The 21176-nt window shown below is 32.2% G+C and carries 22 protein-coding genes; 11 read left to right on the top strand and 11 right to left on the bottom strand.

What is annotated here, in order from left to right:
• The first annotated feature begins 9 nt into the window (after positions 1-9).
• Both ACQY6M_RS07645 and ACQY6M_RS07640 read left to right on the top strand, forming a co-directional pair.
• Complete coding sequence (locus ACQY6M_RS07645) at positions 10-1506, top strand: GH3 auxin-responsive promoter family protein (RefSeq protein WP_428740978.1); 1497 nt, start codon at positions 10-12, stop codon at positions 1504-1506.
• Between the two features lie 9 nt (positions 1507-1515).
• Positions 1516-2073: an MOSC domain-containing protein gene (locus tag ACQY6M_RS07640; protein WP_428740979.1), complete on the top strand. Its 558-nt coding sequence runs from the start codon at positions 1516-1518 to the stop codon at positions 2071-2073.
• Here the strand turns inward: ACQY6M_RS07640 and ACQY6M_RS07635 are convergent.
• From ACQY6M_RS07635 to ACQY6M_RS07610, 6 genes are all read right to left on the bottom strand, one after another.
• The gene (locus tag ACQY6M_RS07635; protein ID WP_428740980.1) at positions 2070-2831 is read right to left on the bottom strand and encodes a nitrile hydratase; all 762 of its coding nucleotides are present in this window, start codon (positions 2829-2831) and stop codon (positions 2070-2072) included. The genes ACQY6M_RS07640 and ACQY6M_RS07635 overlap by 4 nt on opposite strands.
• A 65-nt stretch (positions 2832-2896) precedes the next feature.
• On the bottom strand, positions 2897-3493 hold the full coding sequence (locus ACQY6M_RS07630) for a TetR/AcrR family transcriptional regulator (protein WP_428740981.1): 597 nt from the start codon (positions 3491-3493) through the stop codon (positions 2897-2899).
• 167 nt (positions 3494-3660) lie between these two features.
• On the bottom strand, positions 3661-5238 hold the full coding sequence (locus ACQY6M_RS07625; RefSeq protein WP_428740982.1) for a S41 family peptidase: 1578 nt from the start codon (positions 5236-5238) through the stop codon (positions 3661-3663).
• Positions 5231-5656: a deoxycytidylate deaminase gene (locus tag ACQY6M_RS07620; RefSeq protein ID WP_428741032.1), complete on the bottom strand. Its 426-nt coding sequence runs from the start codon at positions 5654-5656 to the stop codon at positions 5231-5233. The genes ACQY6M_RS07625 and ACQY6M_RS07620 overlap by 8 nt, the downstream gene beginning before the upstream one ends.
• Before the next feature lie 65 nt (positions 5657-5721).
• A complete protein-coding gene (locus tag ACQY6M_RS07615; RefSeq protein WP_428740983.1) occupies positions 5722-6303 on the bottom strand; it encodes a HupE/UreJ family protein in 582 nt (193 codons plus the stop codon).
• A 9-nt stretch (positions 6304-6312) separates the two neighbouring features.
• Positions 6313-6774, bottom strand: coding sequence for an Lrp/AsnC ligand binding domain-containing protein (locus tag ACQY6M_RS07610; RefSeq protein WP_428740984.1), 462 nt, complete (start codon positions 6772-6774; stop codon positions 6313-6315).
• Positions 6775-6836: 62 nt separating this feature from the next.
• Here ACQY6M_RS07610 and ACQY6M_RS07605 point away from each other — a divergent pair, with 62 nt between their 5' ends.
• Together ACQY6M_RS07605 and ACQY6M_RS07600 are read left to right on the top strand one after the other, a co-directional pair.
• Positions 6837-8093 carry a Y-family DNA polymerase gene (locus ACQY6M_RS07605; protein ID WP_428740985.1) on the top strand — a complete coding sequence of 419 codons (1257 nt, stop codon included), beginning with the start codon at positions 6837-6839 and terminating at the stop codon, positions 8091-8093.
• A gap of 3 nt (positions 8094-8096) precedes the next feature.
• A complete protein-coding gene (locus tag ACQY6M_RS07600) occupies positions 8097-8534 on the top strand; it encodes a LexA family protein (RefSeq protein ID WP_428740986.1) in 438 nt (145 codons plus the stop codon).
• Between the two features lie 101 nt (positions 8535-8635).
• Here the strand turns inward: ACQY6M_RS07600 and ACQY6M_RS07595 are convergent, their stop codons facing one another.
• Positions 8636-9046, bottom strand: a complete 411-nt coding sequence (locus ACQY6M_RS07595) for a BrxA/BrxB family bacilliredoxin (protein WP_133538062.1) — start codon at positions 9044-9046, stop codon at positions 8636-8638.
• A gap of 115 nt (positions 9047-9161) precedes the next feature.
• Between ACQY6M_RS07595 and ACQY6M_RS07590 the strand changes: the two genes are divergently transcribed.
• From ACQY6M_RS07590 to ACQY6M_RS07560, 7 genes are all read left to right on the top strand, one after another.
• On the top strand, positions 9162-9920 hold the full coding sequence (locus ACQY6M_RS07590; protein WP_428740987.1) for a TerB family tellurite resistance protein: 759 nt from the start codon (positions 9162-9164) through the stop codon (positions 9918-9920).
• A 123-nt stretch (positions 9921-10043) separates the two neighbouring features.
• Positions 10044-13448, top strand: a complete 3405-nt coding sequence (gene ileS, locus ACQY6M_RS07585) for an isoleucine--tRNA ligase (RefSeq protein WP_428740988.1) — start codon at positions 10044-10046, stop codon at positions 13446-13448.
• A 4-nt stretch (positions 13449-13452) separates the two neighbouring features.
• A complete protein-coding gene (locus tag ACQY6M_RS07580) occupies positions 13453-13830 on the top strand; it encodes a TraR/DksA family transcriptional regulator (protein ID WP_428740989.1) in 378 nt (125 codons plus the stop codon).
• Positions 13831-13945: 115 nt separating this feature from the next.
• Positions 13946-14524, top strand: coding sequence for a hypothetical protein (locus ACQY6M_RS07575; RefSeq protein ID WP_428740990.1), 579 nt, complete (start codon positions 13946-13948; stop codon positions 14522-14524).
• A 90-nt stretch (positions 14525-14614) separates the two neighbouring features.
• A complete protein-coding gene (locus ACQY6M_RS07570; RefSeq protein ID WP_428740991.1) occupies positions 14615-16513 on the top strand; it encodes a peptidase M61 in 1899 nt (632 codons plus the stop codon).
• Positions 16514-16638: 125 nt separating this feature from the next.
• Positions 16639-17232 carry a lipoprotein signal peptidase gene (locus ACQY6M_RS07565; RefSeq protein WP_428740992.1) on the top strand — a complete coding sequence of 198 codons (594 nt, stop codon included), beginning with the start codon at positions 16639-16641 and terminating at the stop codon, positions 17230-17232.
• 44 nt (positions 17233-17276) lie between these two features.
• Positions 17277-17879 (top strand): DUF4230 domain-containing protein, encoded by a 603-nt coding sequence (locus ACQY6M_RS07560; RefSeq protein WP_428740993.1) that lies wholly within the window; start codon positions 17277-17279, stop codon positions 17877-17879.
• On the opposite strand, the gene ACQY6M_RS07555 is transcribed toward ACQY6M_RS07560, so the two are convergent.
• From ACQY6M_RS07555 to ACQY6M_RS07540, 4 genes are all read right to left on the bottom strand, one after another.
• Positions 17876-18289 (bottom strand): DUF6691 family protein, encoded by a 414-nt coding sequence (locus ACQY6M_RS07555; RefSeq protein WP_428740994.1) that lies wholly within the window; start codon positions 18287-18289, stop codon positions 17876-17878. The genes ACQY6M_RS07560 and ACQY6M_RS07555 overlap by 4 nt on opposite strands.
• Before the next feature lies 1 nt (position 18290).
• On the bottom strand, positions 18291-18851 hold the full coding sequence (locus ACQY6M_RS07550; protein ID WP_428740995.1) for a YeeE/YedE family protein: 561 nt from the start codon (positions 18849-18851) through the stop codon (positions 18291-18293).
• Complete coding sequence (locus tag ACQY6M_RS07545; RefSeq protein ID WP_428740996.1) at positions 18851-20089, bottom strand: 3-deoxy-D-manno-octulosonic acid transferase; 1239 nt, start codon at positions 20087-20089, stop codon at positions 18851-18853. Before ACQY6M_RS07545 ends, ACQY6M_RS07550 begins: the two co-directional genes overlap by 1 nt.
• A 70-nt stretch (positions 20090-20159) precedes the next feature.
• Positions 20160-21176 (bottom strand): acetyl-CoA carboxylase biotin carboxylase subunit (locus tag ACQY6M_RS07540; protein WP_428744940.1); only part of this gene is annotated, 1017 nt, incomplete at its 5' end.

Genomic DNA, 21176 nt, shown 5'->3' with positions numbered 1-21176 from the left:
ATATAAAACATGAGTATAAAATCAACACTAGCAATTCCTTTTGCAAAAATTGTAAGAAATCAAGTATATAAATGGGCAAACGAACCGCATAAAACGCAAGAAAAAGTTTTCCAATATTTGGTTACAGAAGGATGTAAAACCGCTTTTGGAAAAGACCATGATTTTATTTCTATCAATAACTATGAAGACTTTAAAAAAAGGGTTCCTATTAGCGATTATGAAGGGTTACGTCCATATGTAGATAGAGTTGTTGCTGGTGAAGAAAATGTATTGTGGAAAGGAAAACCTTTATACTTTGCGAAAACCTCAGGAACAACTTCTGGGGCAAAATATATTCCAATAAGTAAGGAGTCTATGCCCACTCATATCAAAGCAGCACGTAATGCTTTGTTATTTTATATTACCGAAACAAACGATGCCAGTTTTGTAAATGGAAAAATGATTTTTTTACAAGGAAGCCCTGTTTTAGAACATAAAAATGGAGTAAATTTGGGAAGACTTAGCGGTATTGCAGCGCATTATGTTCCAAATTACTTGTTGAAAAACCGTTTGCCAAGTTGGGAAACGAATTGTATTGAAGATTGGGATGTTAAGGTTGATAAAATTGTAGAAGAAACTTTATCTGAAGATATGACGGTGATTAGTGGAATCCCATCATGGGTACAAATGTATTTTGAGAAGCTAAAAGAGAAAACAGGAAAGACGATTGCTGAAATTTTCCCAAATTTTAACTTTTTTGTGTACGGAGGAGTGAATTTTGAACCCTATAAGAACAAGTTTGAAACCTTAATAGGAAAAAAAATAGACTATGTAGAGTTGTATCCTGCATCTGAAGGATTTATTGCGTATCAAGATTCACAGACTGAAAAAGGAATGTTGTTACAGCTAAATTCAGGAATCTTTTATGAGTTTATTCCAGCAGATGAGTTTTTCGATGAAAATCCAACAAGAATCTCGTTGAAAGATGTTCAGTTAGGAGTAAACTATGTAATTATTTTAAATACTTCAGCAGGTTTGTGGGGGTATAACATTGGCGATACTGTTGAGTTTACATCATTAAAACCTTATAGAATCAAGGTAACAGGACGTATTAAACACTTTATTTCAGCCTTTGGAGAGCATGTAATTGGTAAAGAAGTAGAAAAAGCGTTGAATGATGCCATTAAAGGAACTGATATTAATGTGAGTGAATTTACCGTTGCTCCACAAGTGAATCCAGAAAGTGGATTGCCATACCATGAATGGTTTATTGAGTTTGAAAATGAGCCTGATAATTTAGAAGAACTTGCCTCAAAAATAGATGCTTCTATGCAAGAGCAAAATGTCTATTATTTTGATTTGATTGTTGGTAAGGTATTGCGTCCTTTGATTATAAGAAAAGTAAAAAAAGGAGGGTTTCATGAGTATATGAAGTCAATAGGGAAGTTTGGAGGACAAAACAAAATACCACAGTTGTCTGATAATCGAAAAATTGCAGATGTATTACAGGATTTCTTAATAGAATAAAAAAATCAAATGAAAATTGTAGCTACCAATATAGGAGAAAGAAAAGAAGTTGACTGGAAGGGAAAAACCATTACTACTGGGATATTTAAATTTCCTGTTGAAAATCCTATTTTTTTAGATGTTGAAAAAGTAAAGGATGATGCTATTTGTGATAGAAAATATCATGGAGGCATTGATCAGGCTGTATATGCATATTCAAAAGAGCATTATAGTTATTGGAAAGAACTGTATCCTGATTTAAACTGGAGTTTTGGAATGTTTGGTGAGAACTTAACTATTGATAATCTAGATGAATCATTATTGCATGTTGGAGATACATTTGAGGTGGGTGAAGTAATAATAGAAGTAACTAAACCACGTCAACCTTGTATGAAATTGGGAGTTCGTTTTAATGATATGAAAATTGTAAAACAATTTTGGCAAAAAGATTTTCCTGGAGTGTATTTTAAAATATTACAAACAGGTTTTGTTAATATAGGAGACGAATTAAAAATTATAAAAAGCTGCCCTCATAACCCAACGATTAGTGAAGTATATCAGAGTAAGAGGGAAGCAAAACTTAGTTAAGAATTTAAAAATTCTGAGTCTAATACATTTTTAGAAGCCATTGTAGGGAATCCCATTTTGTACAAAATATCTGCTCTTGTATTTTCTTTATGATTGAGGTTTTCCATTGTGTTTATAATATCATCCTTAAATCCATTCCTGTTATAAGTTTTATGTACTTGTCTTATATACAATGAAGGTACTTGGAATACATGTGAGCCAATAACATCCATTGCCGCAGCCTTTGATAGTAAATAAGCTTCATTCCCGTGTTTCTTTTTACTAACTGAAGGATATAAATGCATGTCAATAGCAGTTTTTATGATTGAAGGGGTATGTGGATTTAAAGTATGCTTCGCCACAAATTTATATGCATGAGTTCCTCCATAATTAGCAAAACACTGCTGACTACATATATGATTGTGTTTATCGCTTAAACCTATGTCGTGTAGAATTGATGAAACAAAAAGGGTTTCATTATCGTATTGTAATTCTTCTGAAACAGCAATACCAGCCGACCAAAAGAACGTTCTATAGCAATGATTTAATAGAATGGTATTGCATAAATCACTAGCTTCTTCTACAGCTAATTTTGATAGTTTAGAATCAGGAATTTTAATAGTATCAATATCAAATTGAATCAAAGATTTGATTCCAGCTTTATATAATAATTTAGAGTAGTTTTCTCTTATTTTAGAAGAGATTAAGAGCCTTTTAAAGTTAAAAACTTCAGTTTTGTTTAAAACTGACGGACTGTGATCGTTTTTAAGTATTTGCATTGTCTATTTTTTGGGATAATACAAATGTAAAACAAAAACATACTAATTAGTATGTTTTTTATTGGCTAATTATTTTCTATACCCTTTAGGTAAAACTTTAACTGTTTTAAGTAGTTTGTATAAGTCTTATTCGTAGTGTCTAATTTTCCTAAGTTTCTTACTCCCCAATAGCTTGATATTATGAATTCAGTTACTTCTTCTGCATTAAAATGGTTTGCTATAGTGTTATTGTCTTGACCGTTTTTAATAAATGTAGTAATGGCTTTGAGCCAAAGGTTTTTTACTTCTTCAAGTATTTTTTTGAAATCGTTATTTATAGGTGACATTTCTTGAACAAGATTACCTAGAGGACAACCATACTCAATAGTTAATGTAGAGTTGTTTAAGAGTAAGTTTTCTATCATTTTATATAAAGCATTGGAAGGATTAACCGATGAAGAAAGAAAACTAATTGAGATATCAATAGTTTTGGGTTGTATTACTTCTTTAATAAGAGCAAAACCCATTTCATTTTTGTTTTTGAAATGGTAATAGAAAGCACCTTTTGTAACTTTGGTAGTAGCTATAATTTCATCAATACTAGTAGATTGATACCCTTTTTGATAAATGAGTTCAAATGCTTGTTGTAAGATGGTAGCTCTTGTATTAGCTGATTTTTTCATTGCGCTTACTTTATTTGAAGTAGAAGAAACTTAGTATTCTACGACTAATTTGTACAAGGCAATAAAACTACAATTTTGTAGGAGATAAAAAGACGCTATCAAGTATTATTCTGTTTTTCTATAACTAAACAGAAAGATTAAGAGTTAGAATTATTTTATGATTTAACTTATTCTTTAATCATGCTGTTTTTCTCTAACTCAAACACTTTTTGAAGCATTTTGTCATCTTGTTGATCTACTTTATATAAACCTTCGTCGTTAAAAAGTTCGCGAGCTATCAATACTTTTAAGTTATTGCGAAGTTGATTTTTTGTTCTTTCAGAAAGTCTAAAATCTTTTAACTCGGTTAAGAACTCATCAGAAACTACATTGTTTTTATCAAAATTATCAATAAAATCTTCTACCGTTATTGAGGCTAATTTTTTACGATTGTTATCCACGTATGTAAAAGCGAAATTGTTTAAAGGTCTAAAAAATATAGTAGGAACATAAGCAGAAGTATCTACCGCTACAAAATAATCAGGAATAATACCGCCTCCGCCATATACTACTTTACCTTTAGGTGTAGTGTATTTTAAACTATCTACAGTTTTAATACTGTCTTTATTGAAAAGCTCACCATTTTCTATTCGGTGTTCATAATCATGATTGTATTCTTCAGAAGGCGTTTCTCCTTTATACGGCTTTTGAATAGAGCGTCCTGTAGGGGTATAATAACGTGCAGTAGTTAAACGAACAGCAGAACCATCTCCTAAATCCATTTCTTGTTGCACCAATCCTTTTCCAAATGAACGACGACCAATAATAATTCCTTTATCATTGTCCTGTAAGGCACCTGCCACAATTTCTGAGGCTGAAGCTGAGTTTTCATCAATTAATACATACAAACCCCCATGTTCAAAATCACCTTTTTCAGTTGCAAAAGACTTTACAATATCTCCTTTATTATTTTTGGTAAATACAATAAGTTTATCATCTTCCAAAAACTCATCTACAATATCGTTCGCGATATCAATAAAACCACCACCATTTCCACGAAGGTCTAGCACTAAGTCTGTCATTCCTTTACTAAGTAATTTTTTTAAAGAAGACTTAAATTCGATATAGGTATTACGAGCAAAACGATCTAGTTTTATATATCCTATGCTATCGTTTAGCATGTAAGCAACATCTACACTCTTAATATTTACTTTTCCACGATTAATCGTTATGTTAAATATACTATCGTTGGTTTTTCTATAAACTTGTAAATCAACTTTGGTATCAGGTTTTCCTTTTAAGGTTTGCATTATTTGAGAAGTCTCAAGATTTTTCCCATAAAGAGTATCTTTATTGGCAAGCAAAATTCTATCTCCAGCTTTAATTCCGGCTTCAATACTCGGGCCTCCTTTAATAGGTTCTATAACTGTAATTGTATCGCCAATCATACGAAACTGAACTCCGATACCCACAAAATTACCTTGCATATTTTCAGTAACTAACTGTAGGTTTTCTTTTGGAATATATACCGAATGAGGGTCTAACTTTCCTAACATTTCAGTAATAGCTCCATCTAACAATTCATCAGTATTTACATTGTCAACATAATCACTTTGAATATAGTCGATTAAGCGTTTTATTTTACGCTCACTAGAAGAGCTTTTTCCAATAAAATTGCTAGAGTTTCCATTGCTAAAAAAAGTTCCGATAAGAATACCAAAAACTACAGCAATAGATAAATATATAGGTAAATTATTTTTATTCATTTGGTAAATATGTCAATTCAACACCTGCTTTTTCTAAAAAATCTAATCCAGAACGATCTTTGTATGCACTAGTATATACTACCCGTTTTATTCCTGCTTGATGTATCAGTTTGCTACATTGTTGGCAAGGAGAAAGCGTAATATATAATGTAGCACCTTTGCACGATTGTGTTGAAGAAGCTACTTTTAAGATGGCGTTCGCTTCGGCATGCAACACATACCATTTTGTATATCCTTCTTCGTCTTCACAAAAATTCTCAAACCCAGAAGGAGTTCCATTATAGCCATCAGAAATAATCATTCTGTCTTTAACAATTAAAGCACCTACTTTTTTACGGATACAGTGTGAAAGTTGTCCCCATTCTGCTGCCATTTTTAAATAAGCAATGTCATATTTTAATTGTTTTTTCTTCAAAATTTTTAGAGAGGTTTTCTTTGTTAAGCTAAAGGTAATTAGATTTGAATTAGTTGGGCGTTAATTTTTTACCAAAAAACACGGTTAAACATCATCAGTAAAGCAAAGCCAATTACAATAGAAGAAGTAATCAATATCCAATCACGACGATTTACCCCAAAGATTGATTGTACTAAGGTTCCAATTAATAAAATACCTAAAACGATTATAATTTGTGCAGCTTCTACACCTAAAGCAAACTCTAATAAAGGAAATAACTTATCAGAGGTTTTTCCTATTATGCTTTTAAAGTAGTTTGAAAAACCGAATCCGTGAATTAACCCAAAAAATAAAGCAAAAAACAAATTCTGGTTTTCTTTTCCTACCGACGCTTTTTTAGCGGTTAATACATTCATTAATCCTGTAACGAAAATAGTAAGAGGAATTAAAAATTCGATTAAATCTGCACGTACTTTTAAGATTCCGTATGCTGAAAGCGCCAGTGTTAAGGAATGTCCAATGGTAAATAGGGTTATTAGCCATAATACTTTTGTCCACTGTTTAAATTGATACACAACTGCTAGTACAATTAAGAATAAAATGTGGTCATAGGCTTTGAAGTCTAATACATGAAACAAGCCTATTTTAAAGTAGAAGATAAAATCGTTCATTCGGGGTTTTTAAATTTTTATTTGTCGATCTATTTGTTGGTCTAAAGATATAAAAGTTTCAGTTCTTGAAACTCCTTTTATAGTTTGAATATCCTTATTTAACAGGTGCATCAAATCTTCATTGTTCTTACATAAGATTTTAATAAAAATGGCATAGTTACCCGTGGTATAATGACTTTCTACAATTTCAGGAATTTCTTTTAAACGTTTAATGGCAGAAGAATATAAACTGGCAGAATCTAAAAACACCCCAACAAAAGCGGTAGTGGTATATCCTAAGGCTTTGGGATTTAGTACCATTTTGTAACCCTCGATTAAATCAGACTCGTCTAATTTTCGTAATCGTTGATGTATAGCAGCTCCAGATATTCCCACTTCACGTGCAATACTTAAAATAGGGGTACGAGCATCATTAACCAATCGTTTGATAATGATTTTATCTATTCCGTCAATTTTTAATTTCTTTACCATATAACAAAAATAGGGAAAGTTAGTTAGAGTACGTTTTTTTAATATTCTTTACCTTTACAATTATGTATGCGTTGGTAGATTGTAATAACTTTTATGCTTCTTGCGAACGGGTTTTTAACCCGAATTTGCAAGGGAAGCCCGTGGCTATTTTAAGTAATAATGATGGGTGTGTTATTTCAATGAGCGATGAAGCAAAAATATTAGAATTGCCATTTGGAGCTCCTATTTTTAAGTGGGATCAGTTTTGTAAAAACAATCAAATTTCTGTGTTGTCTTCAAATTATCCATTGTATGGAGATATGAGTGCTCGGGTGATGAAAATTTTAGAACAATTTTCCCCTGATGTTGAGGTATATTCTATTGATGAAGCTTTTTTACAATTTAAAGGCTTTGAAGCATGTGATTTTGATTCTTACGGAACAAAAATTAGAAGCACAATTTTACAATGGACAGGTATTCCTACTTGTGTAGGAATTGCTCCAACTAAAGCATTAAGTAAAGTAGCAAATAAAATAGCACGTAAGTTTCCAAAAGAAACAGGAGGAGTATATGTAATCAATTCCGAAGAAAAAAGAGTCAAGGCATTGCAATGGACACCTATAGAAAAGGTATGGGGAATTGGAAGAGGTATACAAAAAAGACTACAAGCTAAAGGATGTGTAAAAGCGTATGATTTTACAAAGTTGAATGACGATTGGGTACTGAAAAACTTATCTATCACAGGTTGGAAGTTAAAAAAAGATTTAGAAGGAGAATCGAAGTTGTCTTTAGAGGAGACTACAACTAAAAAAGCAATTGCAACAACTCGAAGTTTTGAATATACATTTTCAGATTTAGACAATATTAAAGAAAGAATTTCTACGTTTGCAGCAAGTTGTGCTGAAAAATTACGAAAACAAAATTCTAGTTGTCATATGGTAATTGTATTGTTGCGTAGTGATTATCATAAAAAAGATACTGAGCAACATCGAGTGAGTAAAACAGTGGTATTTCCGTATCCGACAAACTCAACATTAACGATAAGTAAAAGTGCAGTAGAGGCGGTTAGTACTATTTTTAAAAAAGGAGTACAATATAAAAGAGCAGGTGTTATTGTAACAGGTTTGGTGCCGTCAGACAATTATCAGTTGGATATGTTTTCTCATGAAAACCCAAAACATGCTTCTTTAATGAGTGCAATTGATAAAATGAATCAGACTTATAAAGCTGATAAGATTAAATTAGCCAATCAAGATTTACAACGTACGTGGAAGATGCGTCAAGAACGATTATCTCCTAGGTATACAACCAATATTAACGATATTATCAAGGTGAAATAGATTATGAATACATCAGATGCATTGACATTTTTCTTGCCAAAAGAATTAAACGAAAGTGAAGGAGCCATTTTTATGGATATTGGTATTTCTGCTGGATTTCCTTCTCCTGCAGATGATTTTAGAGAAACACGTATTTCATTAGACGAAGAACTTATTAGAAATAAAGAGGCAACTTTTTTTGCACGTGTAAGTGGGCAATCGATGATTGGAGCAGGTTTAGATGATAATGATTTATTGGTGATTGATAGAAGTATTTCACCAACGAATAATAAAATTGCTGTTTGTTTTTTAGATGGAGAGTTTACTGTAAAACGTCTAAGAGTTGAAGGTAGCGAGGTTTGGTTACAACCTGAAAATCCAGATTATCCCATTATAAAAATAACTGAAGAAAATAATTTTATTATTTGGGGGATTGTTACCAATGTGATTAAGAAAGTGTAGAAAAATGTCATCCCAAACGAGGAAAAATCTCAATAAATAAAAAATCCAGCAATTTGCTGGATTTTTAGGTTTTTATTCTAAAAGCCTTGTGTCTAAAAAGATTAACAAAACTCGTCGTAAGCTGCAGCTAAATTTTGTGCGATTGCCTCTGCAGAACGTCCTTCGATGTGATGACGCTCTAACATGTGTACTAAATTACCATCTTTAAACAAAGCAATTGCAGGTGATGATGGAGGGAAAGGAATCATATATTCTCTTGCCTTCGCAGTAGATTCTTTTTCTACTCCTGCAAAAACAGTTGTTAAATGTGTAGGAACTTTATCGGCACCTAAAGAAGCAATAGCTCCAGGTCTTGCAGTACCAGCGGCACACCCACAAACAGAGTTTACCATTACTAAAGTTGTTCCTTCTTTTGCTAAAGCATTGTCAACATCTTCAGCGGTATATAAAGCTTCAAAACCAGCATTGATTAATTGATCACGCATTGGTTTTACTAATTCTTCTGGATACATATTTTTGAATTAAATTTTGATGCAAAGATACTGCTTTTCATGGCAACAATCAACTTGAAATAGCTATGGTTATAGTGGGGTAATATTTTATCTTTGCTCTTTTAATTTTTTTAAAATGGGAAAATTTGCAAAGTGGCTTGGAGCTGGTGCTGGCTTTACATTAGGAGGCCCTATTGGAGCAATAGTTGGATTCGTTGTTGGTAGTTTTATTGATGGGATTTCTGTAGAAGATTTTACGCAAGAACAACAGGAGTATCAACAAAAACAGCGTCAAGGAACTAGGGGAAGAGCTACTTCGGGAGATTTTGAAATTAGCTTGTTGATATTAGCATCGGTAGTAATAAAAGCTGATGGAAGAATAGATCAGCGAGAATTGGATTATGTTCGGATGTATTTTGTGAAAATGTATGGTAAAGAGCGAGCAAATCATGCATTTAAATTGTTTAATGGTATTATAAAGAAACAAATTTCTACACGTCAGGTTTGCTTGCAAATCCGTCAATACATGTCGCATTCTATGCGATTGCAATTAATTCACTTTTTATTTGGAATAGCAAAAGCAGATGGGGAAGTAACTAGTATTGAAGAACAAGAAATACGAAAAATAGCAAGTTATCTGTACATCAATGAACATGATTACTCATCGATAAAAGCAATGTTTTATGATGAATCTGACAGTGCATACAAAATGCTTGAAATTACAAAAGAAGTAAGTAATGATGAACTTAAAAAAGCCTATCGTAGAATGGCAAAAAAGTATCATCCAGATAAGTTGCAAAACTTAGGAGAAGAGCATAAAAAAGGAGCAAATGAAAAGTTCCAGAAAATTCAAGCTGCATACGAACAGATAAAAAAAGAAAGAGGGATTAGTTAGTTTGTTTCCTTAAAAATAGAATTCACAATAAAAACGCCTTTTTTAAGGTGTTTTTTTATATCTCAAACTCAACAATTACAAGAAAATACGTAATTTCGCACATTCAATTAATAAACCGACAAAATGAGTAAGAAGTTTACTGAATACAAAGGATTGGATTTGCCAAAAGTAGCTGAAGAAATATTAAACTATTGGGAAGAAAACAACATCTTTGAAAAAAGTATTACTACACGTGAAGGAAATGAACCATTTGTGTTTTTTGAAGGACCACCTTCAGCAAATGGTTTACCAGGAATTCACCACGTAATGGCACGTGCCATTAAAGATATATTTTGTCGTTATAAAACCCAAAAAGGATACCAAGTTAAGCGTAAAGCAGGTTGGGATACTCACGGGTTACCTGTAGAATTGGGGGTTGAAAAAGAATTAGGAATCACCAAAGAAGATATTGGAACAAAAATTACAGTTGAAGAATACAACGAAGCATGTAAAAAAGCTGTAATGCGTTACACTGATATTTGGAATGACCTAACTCAAAAAATGGGGTATTGGGTAGATATGGAAGATCCATATATTACTTATAAACCAAAGTATATGGAATCGGTTTGGTGGTTACTAAAACAAATTTATGATAAAGATTTGCTGTATAAAGGATATACCATTCAACCGTATTCGCCAAAAGCAGGAACAGGATTAAGTTCCCACGAGTTAAATCAACCAGGAACCTATCAAGATGTTACTGATACTACAGTGGTAGCTCAGTTTAAAACAATTAAAGAAACGTTACCTGAGTTTTTACAAGTTGAAGGAGATGTACACTTTTTAGCATGGACAACTACTCCATGGACACTTCCATCAAACACGGCATTAACTGTGGGACCAAAGATTGATTATGCATTAGTGCAATCCTTCAATCAATATACATTTGAGCCAATTCAAGTAGTATTAGCGAAAAATTTGGTAGGTAAACAATTTGTTGGAAAATTCTATGAAGTAGAAAATGCAGATGAGTTATCTGCATACGGAGCAGGAGATAAGAAAATTCCTTATTATGTAGTAAAAGAGTTTAAAGGAGCTGATTTAGTAGGAATTAAATACGAGCAATTATTACCGTTTGCATTACCATTCCAAAACCCAGAAAATGCTTTTAGAGTAATTTCGGGAGATTTTGTTACGACTGAAGATGGTACAGGTATTGTACATACTGCACCTACGTTTGGTGCTGATGATGCATTAGTAGCAAAACAGGCAACTCCAGAAGTACCTCCAATGTTAGTTTTAGATGAAAATGAGAATCCAGTTCCACTAGTAGATTTACAAGGGAAGTTCCGTCCAGAAATGGGAGCGTATGCTGGTAAATATGTGAAGAATGAGTATTATGCTGATGGTGAAGCACCGGAAAAATCGGTGGATGTTGAGCTAGCAATTCAATTAAAAGAAGAAAATAAAGCCTTTAAGGTTGAAAAATATGTACACAGTTATCCGAACTGTTGGCGTACCGATAAACCAATTTTATATTACCCGTTAGATTCTTGGTTTATCAAGGTAACTGATATAAAGGATAGAATGTTCGATTTAAACGAAACTATTAACTGGAAACCAAAATCGACAGGAGAAGGACGTTTTGGAAACTGGTTAAAAAACGCCAATGATTGGAACTTGTCTCGTTCTCGTTTCTGGGGAATTCCGTTGCCTATTTGGCGTACTGAAGACGGAACAGAGCAAATTTGTATTGGTTCAGTAGAAGAATTAAAATCAGAAATCGCAAAAGCTGTGGATGCAGGGGTGATGGCTGAAGATATTTTTGCTGATTTTGAAGTAGGAAACATGTCAGAAGAGAACTACGACAACATCGATTTACACAAAAATGTAGTTGATAAAATTACCCTAGTTTCTTCATCAGGGAAACCAATGAAGCGCGAAAGCGATTTAATTGATGTTTGGTTCGATTCTGGTTCTATGCCATATGCACAATGGCATTATCCATTTGAAAATAAAGAGTTAATAGATAATAAAGAAAGTTACCCAGCGAACTTTATTGCTGAAGGAGTAGATCAAACTCGTGGATGGTTCTATACCTTACATGCGATAGGAACAATGGTATTTGATTCTGTAGCTTACAAAAATGTAGTATCTAACGGATTGGTGTTAGATAAAAATGGACAAAAGATGTCGAAGCGTTTAGGAAATGCTGTTGATCCATTTACTACACTGTCTGAATTCGGTCCAGATGCTACGCGTTGGTACATGATTTCAAACGCTAATCCTTGGGATAACTTAAAGTTTGATATTGCAGGAATAGAAGAGGTAAAACGTAAATTCTTTGGAACTTTATACAATACCTATTCATTCTTCTCTTTATATGCAAATATTGACAATTTTACTTACAGTGAAGCTGAAATAGCTATTAATGAACGACCAGAGATTGATCGATGGATATTATCTGAGTTAAATACGTTAATAGAGAAAGTAGATGCATTTTATGCAGAATACGAACCAACTAAGGCAACTAGAGCAATTTCTGATTTCGTACAAGATCACCTAAGTAACTGGTATGTACGTTTATGTAGAAGACGTTTCTGGAAAGGAGAGTATGCACAAGATAAAATTTCTGCATACCAAACGTTGTATACATGTATGTTAACTGTAGCTAAATTAGGATCTCCAGTTGCTCCTTTCTTTATGGATCGTTTATATAAAGATTTAACAAATGCTACAGGGGTAGAGAATTTTGAAAGTGTACATATCGCAGAATTCCCTAAGTATAATGCTGATTTAGTAGATAAGTCATTAGAGCGTAAAATGGAAAATGCACAAACGATTTCGTCATTAGTTTTATCTCTAAGAGCTAAAGAAAAAATTAAAGTACGTCAGCCATTACAAAAAATTATGATTCCGGTATTAGATGCAACTCAAAAGGAAGAAATTTTAGCAGTAGCCGACTTAATTAAGTCAGAAGTAAACGTAAAAGAGATTGAGTTATTAGATGATGCTTCAGGGATATTAGTGAAACAAATCAAGCCAAATTTTAAAGCTTTAGGACCGAAATTTGGAAAAGATATGAAGCTAATAGCTAATAAAATACAAGGTTTCACACAGGAAGATATCTTCAAAATAGAAAAAGAAGGAGAAATTTCTGTGGAAATTAATAATAAAATGATTACTTTAGGAACCGATGATGTAGAGATTTCATCAAAAGATATCGAAGGTTGGTTGGTAGCAAATGCGGAAGGGTTAACCGTAGCTTTAGATGTTACAATAAACGAAGATTTACGTAAAGAAGGTGTGGCAAGAGAATTAGTTAATAGAATTCAAAACGCACGAAAAGATACAGGTTTAGAAGTAACCGATAAAATTAAATTAACCATTTTGCAAGCTGATAACTTAAGGGAATCGGTATTGGCTAATGAAAACTACATCAAAGCAGAAACATTAACAACAGAGCTAACTTTTGTTGATGTTTTGAAGAATGGTACAGAAATTGAGTTTGATACCATTAAAAGTAGAATGTTAATTGAAAAAGTATAGCATTATGGAAGATGTAAAAATAAGATATTCAGATAGTGATTTGCAGGAGTTTAAGCAAATTATTACCAAGAAGATAGAAAAAGCAGAAGAAGATTTAAAGTTGTTACAATCAACTTATAAAAACGGAGCAGATAATGGAACCGATGATACTTCTCCTACTTTTAAATCGTTTGAGGAAGGGTCAGATACTATGGCCAAAGAAGCAAATATGCAATTAGCAATACGTCAAGAAAAATTTATTCGTGATTTAAAAAATGCGCTAATTCGTATTGAGAATAAAACCTACGGAATTTGTAGAGTTACAGGTAAGTTAATACAAAAAGAACGTTTAAAGTTAGTGCCTCATGCTACTTTAAGTATTGAAGCAAAACGTAAACAATAATCTGTATAATAAACTATTAAGAGCCTCTTTTAGAGGCTTTTTTTATATGAGAAAGTGTATTTTTTTAATAGCTATATTTATTAGTAACTCACTTCTTTTTTGCCAAGAAAAAATCATGCAAAAAAGAAGCCTGTTAAAAGAGGAGCTAGAAATTGTTACATACGGTCTGGATGATATTGTTATTGAGAATTCCGAAAATGACGAGTTAGAGGTTGTATTATATGATGAGAACCCTAACACACATAATATTCTTTTTAAAGAAGAAGAAAATGTTTTGAAAATTGAATTCGAGCTTAACTTTTCTCCAATCCAAGAAGGTGTTTTTAGAAAGTATATTACAAAACGATTACAAAGAGCTAGTGTACATATTAAAATTCCTAAAAACAAAAAAGTAACGCTTCATGGAAAAACTATAGGAGTAACTTCAAAAAGTTATCAAGGTGAGTTAAACATATATATTGAAAGAGGAAATATTCAATTAAATACAATATTAGACAATACTGTTGTTCATCTTTTTCAAGGAAATGTATTCGCAAGAATAGCTAATATAGGATTAAATCTTTCTACTAATAAAGGAAGTATTATGATAAATAGCGAAAAAAAAGTTTCTCCATTTATAAAAACAGAACCGTCTTCCCCAAAACTACTTACCATAAGTTCTATACATGCTAATATTAACATACAAGTTGAGTAGTAAACTTATGGAGATTAACAAAATTTTATAAAATTTCATGTAACAAACAATATTGTTTGCTGTCTAATTCATAATAAATAAATATTAAAAATGAACAAAAGTATACTAACCACCACAGCTATAGCAGCGTTACTACTATCAAGTTGTAGTTCTGTACAAAAGACTACTACAAATGATTTGGCTACTGATAATCCAATAGTAACCACTTTAGATTTAACAAAAGTTACTAATGATAAAGTACCCGTAACAATTAATCCGGGACGTTTTACTACTGAAAAAGCAATTTATAGATTACCAAGAGTAGTGCAAGGAACTTATTCTGTGAGTGACTTCGGTAAATATGTAGATGATTTTACAGCCTATGATTACGAAGGAAACAAACTTGAAGTGAAAAAAATAGATACCAATACTTGGGAAATCAATGATGCAAAGAAGTTAGATAAAGTAACGTATTTGGTAAATGATACTTTTGATATGGAAATTAAAGGAGGAATTGGAGGAGAAACTCCATTTTCACCAGCAGGAACAAATATTGAATCAACTAACTATGTATTAAATTTACATGGATTTGTTGGATATTTTGATTCTTTAAAAAACAATCAGTATAAATTAGACGTTGTATCTCCTTCTAAATTTAAAAGAACATCAGCGTTACAAGTAGTAGATACAAAAACAAGTGAAGATAGCTCAACATTAACATCTACCTATTTTGCACCACGTTATTTTGATATTACAGATAACCCAATGTTTTATGGTGATTTAGATGTTCAAGAATTTAAAGTGGGAGACATTAAAATTGTATTAAGTGTATACTCACCAAATAAAAAGCATTCAGCAGAGAAAATAAAAGCTGTTATGGAAAAGATGATGCAAGCGCAAAAAGCGTACTTAGGAAGCATCAATAGTACTGCTCGTTATGACATTTATTTATACTTATCTGATGGAACAGAAAAAGCGCCGAAAGGATTTGGAGCTTTAGAGCACCACACATCAACAGTTGTAGTGTTACCAGAAGCAATGCCTGATCAAGCTTTAGCAAAGAGTATGATTGATGTGGTTTCTCATGAGTTTTTCCATATTGTAACTCCATTGAGTGTTCATTCAGAAGATGTACATTATTTTGATTACAACCAACCAACGTTTTCTAAGCATTTATGGATGTATGAAGGAATTACAGAATACTTCGCAACTTTATTCCAAGTAAACCAAGGGTTAGTTTCAGAAGACGAGTTTTACAGTAAAGTTATGGGTAAAATTAAAACGGCATCTTCTATGAATGATACAATGAGTTTTACTACAATGAGTGAAAATGTATTAGACGAGCCTTATGCTTCTCAGTATTACAATGTGTATCAAAAAGGAGCTTTAATTGGTATGTGCATTGATATTTTAATGCGTGAAGAGAGCAATGGAAGCAGAGGAGTGTTATCATTAATGAAAGAGTTGTCATTAAAGTATGGGAAAAATAAACCTTTTGAAGATGATAAATTGATTGAAGAGATTACTGCGATGACGTATCCATCTATAGGAGAGTTTTTAAATACACATGTAGTAGGTGGTACACCAATTGATTATAACAAGTTTTTTGCAAAAGCAGGATTAATGTTAGAAGAATCAAAAGTAAAAACAAATTACATCCAAAATAATGGCGCTATGATTGTTAAGGCAGATAAAGCTACAGAAACTGTCCGATTTACTGATGCGGTAAAAGCCAATAGTTTTTGGGCAGAAAATGGAGCACAACCTAATGATGCTATTAAAGAAGTTGATGGGGTTGCTGTAACTAAAGAAACAGCCAATCAGGTTTTTACGAATATGTACATGTGGCAACCAGGAAAAGAAGTTGAGGTAAAGTTAGAGAGAGATGGAAAAGAAGTGATAATTAAAACAACACTAACTCAATCGTATACTACAGGAACTAGTTTAAAAGAAAACCCAAATGCTACTCAACAACAAAATGAGTTGAGAAAAGCGTGGTTAAAAGGATAAACACATTATCTAATCAATATAAAAAGACCAATGAGCTCCAATGTTTATTGGTCTTTTCTTATAAAATAGAAGTATCAAAAACATAAGAATACTTTTCTTATTTTTGTTTCCATTAATTTGAAAAAATGTCTAAAAAATACATCGCAATACTTACCGTAGTTTTGGCAATATTAATTGACCAATTAAGTAAAATATATATTAAAACACATTTTCAACTAGGCGAAGAAGTTGTGGTATTTAATGATTGGTTCAAAATTCATTTTACAGAAAACAATGGAATGGCTTGGGGATTTGAGTTTGGTGGAAAAGCAGGGAAGTTGTTTTTAACATTATTTAGAATTGTTGCAGTTTCTGGTATTGTGTATTGGTTATGGCAAACCATCAAAAAACAAGCGCATACAGCAGTAGTTATTGCTATTGGATTAATCTTAGCAGGTGCTGTAGGTAATATTATTGATTCTATCTTTTATGGGGTAATTTTCGATTCTTCATATCATAATACGGCGACACTTTTTTCTGACAATCCTTATGGAGAATGGTTTCATGGTAAGGTGGTAGATATGTTGTATTTTCCAATTTATGAAGGAGAGAATTTCACTTTTTTTAATGCTATTTTTAACGGAGCCGATTCATGGATAACCATTGGGGTAGCTTTACTTATCTTATTTAACAAACAAGCATTCCCTAAAGAAGAAAAAAAAGCAAAACAAACTTCGTAAAGTAGGTTGGATACTTTTTCTATATTTATAGAAAAAAGAACTACATGCGTTTTTTAAAATACACTGCTGTTTTTGTATTCGGGTTTTTAGTTGCAAAGTTTTGGTACAATAAAAAAGAAGAAAAATATAAGCAAGAAGAAATTCAGGTAGTTGTGAACGGTATCCAAAACCTTAGTAAATTAGTAGTTGCTGAAGGTAACTTCTCTGAAATGTATAATTATTCTGATGCTAAAAAATACTTCTATGGATATCTTTCTTTTGAAAAAAGAGCAATGCTTTCTGTAAATGCGAAGGTTGAGGTTGGTTATGATTTATCTAAATTAGAAATTCAAATTGACAGTGTCGGAAAGCAAATCATTATCAACAAGATTCCCACAGAAGAAGTAGTTATTTCTCCAGATATAAAGTATTTCGACTTACAACAAAGTCAGTTCAATACTTTCTCTAAAGAAGAACTGAATAATCTCAACGCTAAAGCTATTGAAAAGATTCAATCGACAATTACCGTGTCTCGACTGCAAAAAGACGCTAAAACACGTTTATTTGAAGAATTATCAAAGATTTACCAGCTTTCTAAAATCTATAACTGGAAAGTGGTGGATAATACCAGTTCTAATGTATTTGAACCTTTGTCGATTAAAGATTAGTTAGGTAACTTCTTACTCAACAATCCATAAATAAAAGCTCCTAAGACGGCTCCTAAAAGGACAATAATCATCGGAAGGATACCGTGTCCAATCAATACAAATATTGGAGCAGGACAAGCGCCAGCTAATGCCCAGCCTAATCCAAAGAGGGTTCCTCCAACTAAAGTTCTTATAAAACCTTTTTGTTTTTCTTTTATATTGATTTGATTTCCTAAGTAATCTTTAATTTTTCCACTTTTAAAGAAGTACATAAAAATCATTGAAATGCTTACAGCGGAACCGATAATTCCGTACATATGAAATGATTGAAACTTGAACATTTCGTAAATACGATACCACGAAACAGCTTCAGATTTAGATAGGATAATTCCAAAAATAATTCCGATAAGTAAAAATTTTATATTCTTCATTTTAACCAAAAATTAAAGGGAACACAACCCAAATCATTAATAAACCACCAATAAAAAAGCCAATTACAGCAATTAACGAAGGTAATTGTAAACTACTCAATCCTGTAATAGCATGACCAGAAGTACATCCGCCAGCATATCTTGTTCCGAAACCAATTAAAATTCCTGCAATTAATAAAATAGCAAAACCTTTTAGGCTTAACATATTATCAATGCTAAAAATCTCATTAGGTACATACGTTTTTCCTGCATCAGCAAAACCTAAATCAGCTAATTCATTTACAGTTGTAGGGTTTAGGTTAATACCTTTAGATACAGACAAATAATTGATAGCGATATACCCACCAATTAATAATCCAACTAAGAAAATCAAAGCCCAATCGCGTTCTTTCCAATCTGTTTTAAAATAGTCTGATACTTTTCCAGCACCAGCCATTGTACATAAAGTTTCTAGGTTGGTAGATACTCCAAAGTTTTTTCCAAAGTAAAAAAACAAGAAAAGTATTATAGCTATAAGTGGCCCAGATACATACCAAGGCCAAGGTTGTAATATAAAATCCATTATAATATGTTTTTTAAATAAGTGATAATGGTTTTTGTAGCACCCACATTTTTAGAAATGTAATTGTGGTTAATACTTCCCATTTGCTCTCTTAGTTTTTTGCCTGATTCTAATAAAGCAAAATTACTAGAAAAATTGTTAGTATTTACAACTGTTTTAGCTCCTCCTAAAGAAAGTAAATCAACAGCTTCTTGAAATTTTTTGTATTTATTACCTCCAAAAACAACAGGAATGCCATAAGTAGCAGGTTCTAAAATATTATGCAATCCGGTTTTCAATCCACCACCTACATAAGCTATATCAGCATAGGAATAAATTTTTGTGAGTAACCCAATAGTATCAATAATAAACACTTGATATTCCGATAAATCCTTTTGGTCTTTTTCAGAAAACAAAACTGTTTTTTTATGAATGGAGTTTTGTAGTTCTTTAATCTGTTTTTGATGAATGTTATGGGGAGCGATAATGAACTTTTCATCATTAGAAGCATGATTGTTGATGTAATCAACTAAAAGTTCTTCATCTTCCTTCCAAGTGCTACCCGCAACGGTAGTATATTGATTATTTTTAAATTCTGAAATAAAATCTAGGGTGTTATCTTGTTGTAGAATATCATGTACACGGTCAAATCGAGTATCACCGGCTATAGATACATTATGAAACTTGATAGAATTCAATAAGTTTTTTGAAGTTTCATTTTGTACAAAGAAGTGATTGAAAACCGTTAGTTTCTCACGCATAAAACCTCCATACCACTTAAAAAATGATTGTTTTTTTCTAAAAATTCCCGAAATTAAGATGGTTGGAATTTGCTGTTTTTTTAATTCTGATAATAGATTAGGCCAAAATTCATATTTTATCATAATGGCTACTTCAGGATGTATTTGTTTGATGAACTTTTTAACGTTCGTTTTAGTGTCTAACGGTAAATAACAAATCACATCAGCTAACGGATAATTTTTTCTTATTTCATATCCTGAAGGAGAAAAAAAAGTAACTACTATTTTATAGTCTGTATAAAGTTGTTTCAGCTCTTCAATAATGGGTCTCCCTTGTTCAAACTCTCCTAAAGAAGCAGCATGAAACCATATAACTTTATCAGTTGCAGTAATACTGTCAAGTTTTGAAAAAGTTTCTTTTCTACCTTTATAAAACAGCTTTATTTTTTTGTTGAATAAGGCTACAATAGGAAGTAAAATAGATACGATTGAAAGAAGTAAGTTGTATAAAAAATTCATTATGCGAATTTATGAAATAAAAAAATCAGTGAGTAAGCTCACTGATTTTTTTATTATATGTTGAAACATGTTATGCTTCCATTTCAAAATCTTCCATGAATTTTGTAGTATAATTACCTGCTACATAATCTGGATGATCCATTAATTGTCTGTGGAAAGGAATTGTAGTTTTTACTCCTTCAATAACATACTCGTCTAATGCACGTTTCATTTTGTTGATTGCTTCTTCTCTTGTTTGAGCCGTTACAATTAACTTAGCAATCATTGAATCGTAGTTTGGCGGTATAATATAACCAGCATAAACATGTGTGTCAATACGAACACCATGACCTCCTGGAGCGTGATATGAGGTAATCTTACCAGGAGCAGGTCTAAATCCGTTATAAGGATCTTCTGCATTGATTCTACATTCAATAGAGTGTAATTGTGGCTTGTAGTTTTTACCAGAAATTGGCACACCAGCCGCAACTAAAATTTGTTCACGAATTAAATCGTAATCTACTACTTCTTCTGTAATTGGGTGCTCAACCTGAATACGAGTATTCATTTCCATAAAATAAAATTGCTCACTATCCAAATCATATAAAAACTCAACTGTACCCACAGAATCATAGTTAACAGATTTTGCTAGACGAACAGCAGCGCTACAAATTTCTTCTCTTTTTTTATCTGACAAAACAGGAGAAGGTGCTTCCTCTAAAATTTTTTGAAAACGCCTTTGAATAGTACAATCCCTCTCTCCTACATGAATAACATTTCCATGCTTATCTGCAAGAATTTGGACTTCAATATGCCTTGGGTTAGTTATAAATTTTTCAATAAAAAGTGTCTCATCCCCAAAAGCTGCTTTTGCTTCTTGTTTTAAAACAGTAATGGCCCCTAAAAGATCTTTCTCCTGATCAATCCTTTTCATCCCTCGACCGCCACCTCCTGCCGAGGCTTTTATTAAAACTGGGTAAGTCATCTTTTTTACTTGTTTAATAATTTCATCATCTGAAAGTTCGGCAATATAAACTGGATCAAGAGTTGGAACATTGGCTTTTTTAGCAATTTTCTTAGAGTAAATTTTATCGCCCATTTTTTCTAT

The sequence above is a fragment of the Tenacibaculum sp. genome (genome assembly GCF_050290165.1).
Classification (GTDB): Bacteria; Bacteroidota; Bacteroidia; order Flavobacteriales; family Flavobacteriaceae; genus Polaribacter.
Note: the sequence above shows the minus strand (reverse complement) of the source record. Positions and strands in the feature narration are given on the sequence as shown.